General features: G+C 32.9%; 9 protein-coding genes. All 9 read right to left on the bottom strand.

Annotation, left to right across the window (positions count from 1 at the left end; translation table 11 throughout):
- Positions 1-49: 49 nt before the first annotated feature.
- A complete protein-coding gene (locus DFR80_RS09425) occupies positions 50-2,731 on the bottom strand; it encodes a trehalase family glycosidase (protein WP_114489836.1) in 2,682 nt (893 codons plus the stop codon).
- A 117-nt stretch (positions 2,732-2,848) separates the two neighbouring features.
- Positions 2,849-3,877, bottom strand: coding sequence for a Gfo/Idh/MocA family protein (locus tag DFR80_RS09420; RefSeq protein WP_114489835.1), 1,029 nt, complete (start codon positions 3,875-3,877; stop codon positions 2,849-2,851).
- A gap of 49 nt (positions 3,878-3,926) precedes the next feature.
- A complete protein-coding gene (locus tag DFR80_RS09415; RefSeq protein ID WP_114489834.1) occupies positions 3,927-5,084 on the bottom strand; it encodes a Gfo/Idh/MocA family protein in 1,158 nt (385 codons plus the stop codon).
- Between the two features lie 7 nt (positions 5,085-5,091).
- Entirely contained in the window at positions 5,092-6,006 is a 915-nt protein-coding gene (locus tag DFR80_RS09410; protein WP_114489833.1) for a sugar phosphate isomerase/epimerase, read from the bottom strand.
- A 163-nt stretch (positions 6,007-6,169) separates the two neighbouring features.
- A complete protein-coding gene (locus tag DFR80_RS09405) occupies positions 6,170-8,572 on the bottom strand; it encodes a TIM-barrel domain-containing protein (RefSeq protein WP_114489832.1) in 2,403 nt (800 codons plus the stop codon).
- 23 nt (positions 8,573-8,595) lie between these two features.
- Positions 8,596-9,417, bottom strand: a complete 822-nt coding sequence (locus DFR80_RS09400) for a carbohydrate ABC transporter permease (RefSeq protein ID WP_114489831.1) — start codon at positions 9,415-9,417, stop codon at positions 8,596-8,598.
- Positions 9,410-10,285 (bottom strand): carbohydrate ABC transporter permease, encoded by an 876-nt coding sequence (locus tag DFR80_RS09395; RefSeq protein WP_114489830.1) that lies wholly within the window; start codon positions 10,283-10,285, stop codon positions 9,410-9,412. Before DFR80_RS09395 ends, DFR80_RS09400 begins: the two co-directional genes overlap by 8 nt.
- A 62-nt stretch (positions 10,286-10,347) precedes the next feature.
- Positions 10,348-11,601 carry a sugar ABC transporter substrate-binding protein gene (locus DFR80_RS09390; protein WP_114489829.1) on the bottom strand — a complete coding sequence of 418 codons (1,254 nt, stop codon included), beginning with the start codon at positions 11,599-11,601 and terminating at the stop codon, positions 10,348-10,350.
- Positions 11,602-11,722: 121 nt separating this feature from the next.
- The gene (locus DFR80_RS09385) at positions 11,723-14,179 is read right to left on the bottom strand and encodes a hypothetical protein (protein WP_114489828.1); all 2,457 of its coding nucleotides are present in this window, start codon (positions 14,177-14,179) and stop codon (positions 11,723-11,725) included.
- Between the last annotated feature and the right edge of the window lie 192 nt (positions 14,180-14,371).

Here is a 14,371-nt window from a genome sequence, read left to right as displayed (position 1 = left end):
GAAAAATATATAATTTGTAATTCCACAAGTAAACTCTGATCAAAATTGTCTAATAAACCTTTAATTCTCCTTCAAACTCTCCACCAGGAATCTGAATATTTAAAAGACCAGGCTTGCTAGCTTCATGTTTTATATATCTATCATTCCAGGTTACACTATATTTTTTCTCCTCACTCAGAGAAACAGTAATATTTACTCCATCTTGATTGTCAAATATTCTAAGTCTGGCAGTCAGTGAACTGTTGTCAGCATTAAATTTCTGCTTAATAACCCAGACATCAAGACCTGTGGTTAATCTACCGGGAGTAAAATAAGCGGCAAACCAGCTCATTACTGGTGTCGAAAGAGCTCCAAAATGATGCCATCCAGCACCTCTTTTAGACTGGAGAAGGAAATGTTCAAAACAAGAATATGATTCATCCACCTCATCCTGCCAGAGATTAAGGGCTGTACCGGCAATCTTATAGGCCAGATCCGCTCTATTTAAATCGAACAGAGTTTTCCAAATAAACCACTGATGAGGCATCCAAACTGCTCCATTCCAGTAGCCATCATTTCTATAATATGGTGCAGTTTGGTCTACTGTAGAAATCCCAATTTTTGTCCACATTTTTTTTTCGGAAAACAAATTTTGAATTAATCTTTTTTCCTGTTCCTGATTACAGACCCCAGCAACCAGAGGAGAAACTCCATCAAGTCCCATATTAAAATTTTTACCTGATTTATCTTTCAAAACTTCCTTTGCTCTACCATTTTGATCATGAATAACATAAGAAAAATAACCTGCTTCTTCATCCCAGGAATGTTTTTGTAAAGCCTCAGTAAAAATATCTATATCCTGATTAAATTCTTCTATATCTGATTCCAGACCGAGTTCATAGGCAGCCATTTTCAAAATTTTTGCGGTTCTTATGGCTTGAGCAGTATTGATTACTGGAGAAACTCTGTCTTCTAAATTGTGCTCATGTACATAAACCTGAGCAGGATAATCATCCCAGCCACCAGAATTATAAAAATAATCCCAGGTCTTTAAAAGATTTGACTTTAAACTCCTGGTTGAAGAACTGCCCAGTCTACCAGCTAAAAACTGATGATACTGTTTTAATCGCGGATAAAAATACTTTAAAAATTCTTTTGACTGTAATCTATTCCAAAGTTCTAAAAACAAATAAAACTGTACAGGAACCGGACTGCCGTGATGGATAAAAGCTGAGTGCTGATCACCTGGTTCAGTCAGATAGGCATTAAGGCATTCAATCGCTCTCTCTTGATCAAGTTCTGTTAGACCAAGACCAATAAAACCCGAATCCCAGGTATATAATGAATCCCACCAGCGTCCAGGAGGATAATGTTTAATATAGCGCCTTCTAATATAGGTTGGATACACAACATTAGTCAGGGTAGTGGCAGCCATCCTCTGCTGACTAAACTTATACTTTTCACCTTCAGCTTTATGATTAAAGTCGAATACTTTTTTCTGAGCATTATGATATATCTCAGCCAAATTTTCTTGATCGAATTTAAATCTTTTTAAGTTATTTTCAACCTCTTTTCGACTCCCATTACAAACCAATCCATATATTTTCTGATTTGAATTTGCCTCTATGGTTATTGGTCTGAGAAAGACATTTGTATAATGCATTTCTGGTTTTCCATTTTGATCATCTACCAGTTTTTTTGAAACATGTTCATGTACCATTTCTCTCATATAAGTATCCAAATTGTTAGTTTCGAATTCTCTAATTTCAAAATCATCATAAAACCATTTGATTCCATAGTAATGGTCAATATTTTTATATTTTAATATAAGAGAATTACTTTTTAGTTTCTCAATCTTTTCGGGTTCTGAATTATGCTCTTTTGCAGTAAAACTAACTTTATTTTTATCTTTTAAAGCAGTTATTAAAAGTCCATCAATCTCTATTTCAGCTCCACCGAAAGATATTAATTCGATTTCATGTTCACCTTTATCTAAATTACCAAGCTTAATTATTTTGCTTTCAGCTTTCTCAGCAGCTAAAAAATCTATTTCTTTGTCTCTTAAACCTTCCAGTTTAAAATTAAGTGTATGCTCAGATTTGTTTATATATCTAATAATCAAAACAGCTTCTTCAATCTTATTTTTTAAATTAAATTTATAACTTACTCTGTCACCCTTATCTTTGCCAAAATTGCACCCCAGCCCTCTGCCTTCAACAAAGTCTTGCACATGAACTTCGCCTCTTAATAAACCATCAGGCATTAAATTATCCTGTGGGCTCGGGCTCGAATATTTTAGCTCAGTATAATCTAAAGCATTTATCCAGACTGAACCAGATGCAGCATTTATTTTATATGATCTTTTTTTCGGAAAATTGATATAACCCATAAAATGCAGGACAATATTTTGGATAGAATCTGTTTGATTAACACAGTTACATCTGATTAATCTCGATTGATCATCAATTTCTGAATAAGAGATATCACAGTAGAGCTGATCCTTCCACTCGAGTTGATGTCGGTTGGAATAATATTTTAAATCAGTGGCAGCTTCCCAGGGATGATAATCAGATTCCCATCTTACATTCGGAATTTTAACTTTCCTTCTGTAATAGCCGGGAAAAACACTGAGATCAAAGCGAATACCTTGCTTTTGATCAGCTATATGTGAAATACCCAAATATTTTTTGGTATAGGGTCCCCAAGCTGGCAGCTGCAGATCATAACTATTTTTTAACTTATTAATATTCATAATTATCACATCCTGATGATTTTTTACTATAGTTATTATAAAATTTTAGTGCTTAATTAAAAGCCCTGTTCTTCTAGTAATTTAAGAACAAGGCTTTCCAAGGAAGAAACAATTTATTTAGTAAAATTTAAATTCATTATTTAGATAGCATTTTTTCTGACTTCTGGCTGACTGATTAATATTTTTGATCAACTCTAAAGTTTTTAAGGCTTCAGCAGCCGTTACAGTGTTATTATAATTTCCGTTAATTACATCCTGATAAAAGTTGTTAATGATTTTATAGTGACTGTTACCCCAATATGATTTATATTTTCCTTTATTATTACTAATAATTGATTTACTTTTTTCACTCTCAGTAACAATCAACTGATCATCATAGAGTCTCAAACTTCCTTTTTCACAGTCAATCACAATCTCAATTGGACTATTCTGACTAAAAGTATTGGTTGCATAGAAAATACCAACTGCCCCGTTTGCAAAATATAAAGTAGCCTCAGCTGTATCTTCTACTTCAATTGCTTCATTTAAAACTCTTGTGTCAACATTTCCTTTAACAGCATCAACAGAACCCCCAAACCACTGCATTAAATCAAGAGTATGTATGGCCTGATTAATTAAAACTCCACCACCTTCAGTCGCATAAAAACCTTTCCAATCATCTTTAAGATAATAATCCTGATTTCGGTGCCAGGTCACAAATCCTTTGATCCCCTTTATTCTTCCAAGCAAACCCTCTTCCAGAATTTGTTTTGCTTCTTTATTATTATTATTGAAACGATTTTGAAAACAAACCCCCAGCCTAGCTACGCTATTTTCAAGAGACCTAATGATTTCTTTACCTTCATTGTAATTTATAGCCAATGGCTTTTCAACAAAAACATTAATCTCTGCTTCTAAAAACTTAAGTGCCATCGGACTGTGCAAAAAATGAGGAGTACAGATATGAACCACATCAATATCTTTTTCTAAAAGCTCTTCATATTCAATTATATAATCACAATTATATCTATCTGCTGCACTCCGGGCTCTTTCTTTTCTAATATCAACAACATATTTCAATTCGGCAATTTCAAGCTTTTGCAATGCATCTGCATGAACTTTATATATATTTCCACAGCCAATAATTGCTGATTTTAATTTTTCCATTTAAAGTCACCTTCTAAAAATGCAATTTGAGCAATAATGTATTATTCTTTTAAAATGTCCCCCCAACATCCATAGTTTCAGCTTCTATATTTTCTTTAACAAAAGTAGACTTTTCAATTTTTTCATCCAACTTTTCTTTGAATAATTTCTCATCGAGCGGCAGTTCAACCCAGTCATCTGTCCAGGCTGAAAGATGCATTGCATTAGAAATTGTTAAACCTTTGATTCCTTCTTCACCTGGAGCAATAAGTGCTGCTCCATTTAAAATTGCATCAATCCAGTTATTTAAAATTCCTAGATGCTCAGGATTTTCTCCCTCAAGCGGTATTTTACATTCCCAGCATTCTGGACTACCAAATCCCCCTTTAAAGTTTTGATTAAATTCTCTCTCTGGAGTTCTTAGTCTCTTAAAAAGAATCTCACCATTTTCAACAATTATCTTTCCCTTATTCCCGCTAATCTCAAGCCTATTAGTTTCTGGAGCAATACCGGTTGAAGTTACAAAAACTCCTGTAGCTCCATTTTCATATTCTACATAAGTTGTAACATCATCTTCGACTTCTATATTGTGATATTTACCGTTTTCAGCAAAGGCTCTAATTTTTTTCGGCATACCACAGATCCACTGCCATAAATCAAGCTGATGTGGGTCCTGATTTAAAAGAACTCCACCACCTTCACCTTCCCAGGTTGCCCGCCAGCCGCCATTATTATAATAACTCTGAGGACGGTACCAGTCGATAATCCAGTTTGTTCTTTTTATTTCTCCCAGCTCCCCCGAATCAATAAGGTCTTTAAGCTTCTGATAAATAGCTCTGGTTCTTTGATTATACATGATCCCAAAAACTTTATCTGTTTTTTGAGCAGCCTCATTCATTTCTCTTACTGACTTTGTATAAACTCCAGCTGGTTTTTCTATTAAAACATGGAGATTGTTTTTAAATGCCTCAACTGCCAGTGGAGGGTGATCATAATGTGGAGTAGCTATCAATACAGCTTCAATATCTGCCTTATGATAAAATCTTTGGGGATTAGTAAAGTACTCAATTTCTGAGTCAAGATTATTTTTAGCCCAATTGATTCTGGCTGAATCAATGTCACAAACAGCGGTCAGTTTTGCATTTTTAACTCTATCTTTTACTATAGATTTAGCATGGCTGCTGCCCATATTTCCAATACCAATAATTCCGATCTTAATTTCTCTCATCTGCTATCTAATCCTCCTCAACTTCACTCTTGATCTCTTCCATTAACTGCATAAACCTTTTCCCATATTCAAGATAAGTATTATATCTGGCATCAACCTGATTATTATCACGGTCTTCATGATAAACAGCATCCATATGAGGTTCAATTGAAAAACCTCCATCATATCCATTTGCCAGCAGATCTTTAATAATTTTTCTGACCTCACCATTACCATCTCCAGGATAACAGTAATCCATCTCCGGAAAAATACCATCTGTTTCTTTTATAAAAGCTCCATCTTTAATATGCACATAATGAATGTGATCTTTTAAATGCTGATAGGCTTCCCAGCTTGTCTGTTTTTCATATGGAGTTTCTCCCATTCTATTATCAGCCATCAAGGGGTTGCCTGTATCAAAAACAATTTTAAAATTTGGAGAATCAATTTCAGAAATTAATTTATCCATTTTTTCATAGGATTGAGAAAAGTAATTCATGCAGTTTTCATGTAAATAAATTAGACCAGCATCCTCACACATTTTAGTCATTTTTTTTAAATTGTCTATGATTTTCTCTTCAAGCTCAGGATTGTCTGGTGAGAGATCTTTAGGGATTCCATAACTCATGCCTCGAATCATTTTTGAACCCAGCCTCTGCATTCTGGAGATAGCTCGCTTAAGTTCTTCCATACTTTTTTCAAAAGATTCCTGTTCTCGGGGATCTTTACCCCAGTTGGCAACAGCACTGCCAAAACAATTAACTTTAATTCCGGCCTCATTCAATTTCTTAGCTACCTCTTCAAATTTCTCATCACTAATGTCGGTAAGATTTAATCCCTCAATACTACGGGACTCTATATATTCCCAGCCCAATTCCTTAGTAACTTTTATCTGCTTTTCTATCGAATCTGCTGCCTCATCAGCAAAGCCAGTATAATACATTTAATTGCCTCCTTAAGATTTCAGAACTTCAATTTGGTTATTTTGAATAATATCCCGGGCAAAATCCGGATAAGTTAAAACCTGTGCCAATTACAGTATACGAGAAATTTTATGGGGTAAATTTATTTAATTTCATTAAACGAACTACACCATTTATACCAGTTTATTTTAAGCTTATAACTGCAGAATAATCATCATCTAAATCAATCGTTTTATTATTTATTAAAACATCTCGGCTCTCAGCTGTTGGAAAATGTAGCCTGATTTTACTGTAGGGCAGCTCATAATTTCCACTACAGCTTATTTTAAGCTCTATTACTTCCGGATCACAATCCATCTCCAATTTTATCTTTTTATATTCTCCATCCAAATAATCATAACTTTCTCCATCATCTTCAAATAGAGTATATTCTTCTTGACCAGAATCAAGGAATGGATAGATTAAAAATCCTCTTTTTTCATTTTTCTTTTTTGCAAAAGAAATCTCCTGATCCTGAATCGGGATTATAGAACCTTCTTTAATAAAAAGTGGGATAGTGTCAAGCGAAACATCAACAGCTATTTGTTCTCCACCCTGGTAAATCTTATTTGTATTATAATCATACCAGGCAGTATTTTGGGGTAAATAAAGCTCTCTTTTTTTTGCGCCCTTTTCAAGTACATTAGCCACCAGCATATATTCCCCGAGCATAAACTCTAAATCCTGCTGATAGGTTTTTTGATCATCAAATTCATAGAAAGTTGGTTTAACAATCGGAGTATGCTCCACATGTGATTTATATAAAAGATTATATAAGTACGGTTTAATTTTTTCTCTAAACTTAATTGCCTTTCTAATTGAATCAACACTTTCTGGATACATCCAGGGTGTATTTACAGTCTGATCTTCATTCCAGGAGTGAATAGTAAATCTGGGATAAAAAATCCCATTTTGAACCCATCTGACAAGCAGTTCAGGCTCAGGTGCCGGTCCAGCAAAGCCACCCACATCATGACCAAAATTATAAACTCCAGACATCGTAAGTCCAAGCCCCATTTTTATATTGTATTTTAAAGTTTTCCAGCTGGTATAATTATCTCCGGACCAGGTCTGAACATATCGTTCCATTCCCGGACAGCCTGAGCGTGAAATTAAATAGGGTCTCTTATTGGGAGCATGTTCTCTTTGAGCTTCAAATGATGACTTCATCATCAGTAGAGATTGCAGAGGTCTGATAAGCTGCATATTAATTTTACTGCCAAAACCATCCGCATAAGCATTATCTGACCAGATCTCATATTCATTATTATCATTCCAGGTAGAATCAATTCCGAAATCAAGCAGCTGGTTTTTTACATTATCTTTCCACCAGTCTACTGTGTCCTGGTTAGTAAAATCAAGATAAGAACCTAAATTATCCCAAAACTGTGATACTTCCGGCTTATCATCTGTATTTTTAATAAAAAGCCCTTTTTCTTTTGCTTCCTCATATTTGGGATGATCTATCAACAAACATGGTTTTATATTGGCACAGAGTCTAATTCCATTCTTGTTAAAAGTCTCCGCCATTTTTTCTGGATCAGGTATTTTAGAATAATTCCAGTTAAAAACATATCTTTTATCATCAATAGAAGTATAACCAGATGATAATTGAAAAGAATCACAGGGAATATCGTGCCGATCACAGTCTGCAATAAAGTTCATTAATTCTTCCTGGGCATTGGGAGAATCAGTATAGCTCATTGTTGAACCTGAATAGCCCAGACTCCATTTTGGTTCAAAAATATTTTCACCGCTTAACCAGGAAAACTTTCTGGTCACATCTTTCATTTCAGGCCCTAAAATCATATAATAATCTAAATCCCCGGCTTCAGCAAAATAATATCTGTAATGGCCGTGATAGTTATCTTTTTCTTTAGCAAAATCAAATACTGCCTCACTCAGATTATCATAAAAAATACCATAGGAAATTTCACTTTTAGTATTTCTCGTAATATAAAATGGTATGTATTTATAAAGTGGATCTGATTTTTCTGCATCATATCCCATAGCATCAATAGTAGTCATTCGATAGCGCTTATCATTTTTTTCTATCTCTCCTGCTTTTTCTCCCAGACCATAATATATATCATTTTCATCTTTTTCTAGATAATGATAAATTCCTTTACCAAAATGCTGATTTAGATTATAACTTTGAGTTTTTCTATCAGCTGCAATTTTGATCCATTTATTATCCCAGCTGGCATACCAATTTACTTTAAAACCATTTAAATTTATTTTAGCTTTTAGCAGATCAGTTTCAATTACAAAAAAATTTTTCTGCTGATAATAATTATATTCCGGAAGAGAAAAAGGAGAAATATCAAGTCTGTCCCTACCCTGATAAGGAATGTCCTCTAAATTAGGTGCTACCATCCATGTTTTCTCTAAAGTTAATTTATCTCTGATAAACATTATTCTCATCATATCTTTTTCAAGCACAAATACTTTAACTTTTAAATTGTTTTGTTCTTTAAACTGATCTATAAATGTTATTATATTATTTTCAACTTTATCCATTTTAAATGGATATTCTTTTAAAATCATAACAAACCTCCAGACACCATTATTTACATTTTCATACCTGACATAGCAATTCCTTTAACAAAATATCTCTGGAAAAATAGGAATACTAATAATACGGGAATCATGGCAACAATATTCATTGCTAAGAGACTATTCCAGTCAACAGAAAATTGACCGACAAAATTGGCAATTGCTACCTGAATAGTATATTTACTTTCATTACTTAAGACTACAAAAGGCCAGAGGAAATCATTCCATCTCCACATAAATGAAAATATTGTTAAAGCTGTTAAAACAGGTTTGGATAAAGGTAAAATAATCATCGAGAATATTCTCCATTCAGATGCTCCATCAATTCTGGCCGACTCCAATACCTCATCTGGAATTGTGGTCATATACTGTCTAACCAGGAAAACTCCTGTAGGTGTAGCTGCTGGTGGTATTATAATTCCCCATAGTGAATTATATAAACCTAAATTTCTCAGTACTATAAATATTGGAACCATTATAACCTGCAGTGGAATCATTAAAGTTGCAATAAAAAGAAAAAAGATAAGCTTATTACCTTTAAAATCAAATTTTGCTAAAGCATATCCTGCCATTGAATTGATTAGCAAAGTTAAAGCTGTTGCCGCAACTGCTACAAAGATACTATTTTTAAAATAAGTAACAAAATTTCCTTTATTGAAGGCAGTAATATAATTTGAAAAAGTTACGTTATTCGGCAGAATAGTTGGTGGCCAGGAAAAAATTTCATTACTGGTTTTTAAAGAAGATATAAAAATCCAGATTATAGGTAGAACAAATATCAAACTAAATAACAATAAAACTGTATACCATAAAATATTTTTCAACTTATTATTCATATGCATTACCCCCTCTGTTGGATACTTTAAATTGAACTATAGTTAATAAACCAAGAATAATAAATAACATAACTGACATAGCAGAGGCATAACCCATATCTCCAACCTGAAAAGCCTGCTGATATATTTCCTGAACCAGATAAGTTGTGCTATCTCCGGGTCCTCCTGTAGTCATAACTTTAATTAAACCAAACATTTTAAAAGCCTGAATGGTTGATAAGACTACAACAACTAAACTGGTAGGTTTTAGAAGTGGAAAAGTAATATGTCTAAACTGCTGCCACTTGCTGGCTCCATCAATTTCTGCAGCTTCATAATATACCCCAGGAATACCCTGCAGTCCTGCAATAAACATGACCATAAAATATCCAACTCTGGCCCAAACAGTTGCAAAAATAACCATAATGGTTGCTGTTCTTGCATTGGTAAGCCAATTAACAGGTGCCATTCCGGCTAAATCTAGTAAATAATTTAAAATTCCAAAGTTATTACCAAGTATCCAGCGCCAGGAAACACCAATAACTATAAATGATAACATGGTAGGTAAATAAAAAATTGCTCTAAAAAATCCTTTTGCTTTAATATTTCTATCTAATATAATTGCTAAAACCATACTCAACCCAAAAGTAATTGGCACTACCGAAAAAACATAAATTAAAGTTCTGCTTAAAATAGTCCAAAATTCTGCACTCTGAAAAAGCTTGATAAAATTTCCCAGACCGATAAATTCAGGAGATGTAAGTACATCCCATTCTGTAAAAGAAACATAGAAGCCAAATAAAGCTGGGAAAACTATAAATATACCGAATATTATTAGATTGGGTAAAATAAATAAATATGGTGCTATCTTCTTTTTCCACCTGTACATAAAATACCTCCTTATTAGTTATCCTGGCCTGTTTAAAAACAGGCCAGGAAATATAATCTATTTTAATTTTCTATGTCTTCAATTTCTGATTTTGCAAGTTCTTCCATGTTTTCTACAGCTTCTTTTGGTGTTATTTTATGCTGAATTGATTTAACAATATTTTGTCTAATATCATCATAGATTCTTGACATAGCTTCGTTATATGCCCAGTCAGACCCTGCTTCTGGAGGAGATACTGCTAATTCATTACTGAAAATCTCAAACATATCAGAACCAAAAGAATAATTAAGTTTGCTGTTATCTTTTCTGGCACTTAAGAATAAAGAGTCTTCACAGAACTTAGCATTTACATCCTGGGAACTGAAATATTTCAAGAAATCTACAGCAGCTTCTTTATTATCTGAATCTTTAAACCCGGCGACAAATTTACCTCCAACTACTGAAGATCTAATCTTACCCTTAGGCATATAAGCTACTCCCCAGTCGAAATTCTCTATATTATCACGATAATTTGTCAGCATCCAATTTCCTGCAAAATGCATTGCTGTTAAACCTGAACGGAAAAGTGTATTGGGATTTTCTCCTCCCAGCCAGATAGATTCAGGTATTATATTTCTATCATGTAATTCAACAAAAAATTCTACTGCTTTTTCACCTTCAGGTGAGTTAATTGTAACTTCACTCCAGTCTTTGGAGAAGAAGGAACCTCCCGCCTGATAAAGTAGTGTAGACCAGCGATGAGGACTGTAATCATAAGCCAATCCATATCGTGCATTTGAGTTTTCAACAACTTTTTCAAGTGCGTTAGCCCATTCTTCCCAGGTCCATAAATCATCTAATTCTTCTTCAGTATCTGGCACATCGATTCCAGCAGCTTCGAAATAATCTTTATTATAAATAATACCATTTGCTGTTACGTCAATTGGTATAGCTAACATTTTACCATCTACCATTACGTAAGGATGGGTAGATTCGACAAAGTTATCTAAATAATCCTGACCAATACTATCATTAAGATTTAATAAGGCTGATGATAATTCACCTGGATTCGAGACTCTAGCAAGATCAGGAGGATTTCCACCGGCTACCATAGTCTTTATCTTAGTATTTAATTCATTATATGGCACCTCAATAATATTAAAATCAATATCAGGATGTTCTTCTTTATAATCTGCAATTATATCTTTTAATACTTCACCCTCTACTCCATCACTAAACCAGACGAAATCTAAAACAGTTTTTTGAGCAAAAACAGGAACAGCCATTAAACCAACTAAAAGCAAAGCAGTAATTGTAATAAATAATCTTTTTCTCATTAAATATAACCCCCTAAATTTTTTTGAAAACAAAAAGCTAAACCAGTATCCCTCCCTTCATTAAATTAATTTTTATAATAAATGGTTTCAACCATTTAATTAACATAATCTAAGCAGATAACTAAAGATTCTTCTCTATAATTAAATCTCCCATTGGATCTGTATGCTTTATTTTTATATATTCATCATTTAAAAGCAAACTTTCCCCCCAGTTAAAATAAAACTTACCATGCTCGGGATCATAAAATTCAATCTCTTCAGCCTTTATATCTAAATAAGCATTACTTATCTTATCGATAAAATACTCAAATGATTTAAATTCATCTCTATTCCCCACTCTAATCATCCAGCTATTTTTTCTGCCATAAGATTTTAACTCTCTATTCTGATTAATTCCTTTCTCTACCAGATTTAATTTACCGGCAGCAGTGATTGCAAAGAAGGCTTTATTCTTCCGAGCAAAATAATAATTATCTTTTTTTAAATACTCATCAAAAGCATAAGTGGGAAAATAAGCATGAGTGAAATCAACCGGATGCTCTTTTTTAATATCAAAAAGTAAGAACTGGATATTTTTATACTGAGCCACTCTGGGCAAATAACCATTTCCGGCCCAATACGATGGTCTTCCAAAACCAACTTTAACATTTTCACCTGGATGATTAATCCAGCATAATGCTTCAGCATCTATAGTTAATTGATTTATATGTTCTTGATAACCTTTTCCACCTGCTTTAAAATCTACGGCGGAAGTTAATAAGTAATCACTATTTTTATATAAATATAAATCTACAAAATTATCTTTTCCCTGAGAATTTTCAAAAATAATTCCAGCTGTATCATTCCAATCAACATATTTTTTTAATTCAGGATCAGGTTTATAGTCAGAAAGACAGAAAAGAACCTGAGCATTAGTAGCTTCATTTAAATAACCTACACCCCAGGAGACTCTACTAATTGCATTAGTATAATTAACATATCTTCCTTTAAGCTCTTTTTCATAACTTCTACCATGAGAACAGGCCATCAAACCGTGATGGCTGTTATAAGCAATCAATTTAAATGTCATATCTATAGCTTTTTTTGCTAGTTTTTTTAAATTTTCATCAGCAGCTAATTCATAGAGAGCAAAAAAACCGATTAAATCAATTGGAAAATAAGCAGTCGAATTCCACTCGGAAAATCCTTCAGCAAAAAATCTTTCAAACCAATCTTTCAGTCTTTTTTTTGCTTTTTCATAATGGTTTTTCCCTTTAATACCGGCATTAGTAAATTCTTTTTCCGGAAAAATTTGACCAGCAAGTAGTTCAGAGACATGAAAAAGCAGGGCGTGATTCTCACTGAAATACCACATAACATCACTGCCTTTTTCGTCTATCCAGTACCTAAAATCTCTTATGACTTTTTCAGTATAATTCCAGAAATCCGCTTCAAAAACATCATCTCGATATTTAATCCACAGCCATAAAATTGGTACCAAGTAAAAATCACTACAGTCCTTTCTTTTTTCTATTCCATTTAATTCAGTTCTTAATATCTTTTCTGCCTGATCAAGTTTTGTTTTTTGAGATACCATAGCCAGTGCTTTCTGGGCAATTGTTTCTCCATGTTCAATAATAAACTTTAGATTATTTTCTTTTCTCTTTTCTAGATTATCTGCCGGAGAATAAATAAGTTCTTTTTGGTAGATTTGTAAAGTTAGATACCTGCTTATTGTTATATTTTCAGCAATAGAAACCGTAATTTTAAAATGATTAAACCCCATTGGATATTCTAAAACATTACCAAGCTCAACAACTTTTTTATTTTTGGCCAGAACTACTTCTTTTTTAGCTCCATCAATAAAATCTATAAAATCACCACCAGCATTAATCTCAAGGTTTAAATCTTCGGCAAAAGACTCTGAAAAATATAATTTAATTTCTCTCTCTCGATAAGTATCAACTTTAAAATAGGCTGAATCTAAAAGATTTTCAATATCTCTTACTTTTGATAAATCTTTTTCTGTTTCTAAGAATTGTTTAATTCTGATATTACTTTTTAACTGCAGTGAAAAATAATATAGGGTGTCTCTTTCTGCTAAATCATTAAAAAACAAGCTTAATCTATGAGAACCTTTTTTAAGTTTAATTGTAAATTCCTCTGTTTTTTCAATATTTCTGGTATATGGTCTAAAATCAATAACTTCTTTTTCATCAATCCAGATTTTAACTCCTCCGCAGGTTTTTAATATAAATTTGTATTCTCCAGTTTTAGGAACATCAATCTGAGATTCAGCCCAACTTTCTAAATAGGTTGGTAGAAACCAAAAACCTGATCTTTCAACCTTGGGATTTTCAAAGGGAAAATAAATATTTTCTGCTGTTAAATCACTCTTAAAATCAATTTTCTTATTTCTATATTCAGCTAGAAATTCCTTTCGACAGGGATACTGATGAATAGAAAAGCCTTTATCCAACCATGAATTATCTATTTTAGCTTCCATTGTGTCTGATTCTGATTTATAATATCTTTCTTTTAATTTTGATATTTTCCAGTGATTTAAATAACCACCTTTTTCGATTATATACTCTAACAAGCTTATAGATTCTCCTTTCTCTGAATTAATTTATTAGTTTAGCTATAAATTAACCCCTATTAATTATCCAAATATTATTTCAAAAACTTATATCTATAATTATCCGAAAATTCATTCTGTAAATAATTATATAACAATAATTATGATTCCGCTTTGGGTTTTCTGCTTTAAATATTGCAAATCTTTAGGTAT

It is taken from the genome of Halanaerobium sp. ST460_2HS_T2 (assembly GCF_003337665.1).
GTDB classification, from domain to species: Bacteria; Bacillota; Halanaerobiia; order Halanaerobiales; family Halanaerobiaceae; genus Halanaerobium; species Halanaerobium kushneri.
This window is presented reverse-complemented; position numbering and strand designations above follow the sequence as displayed.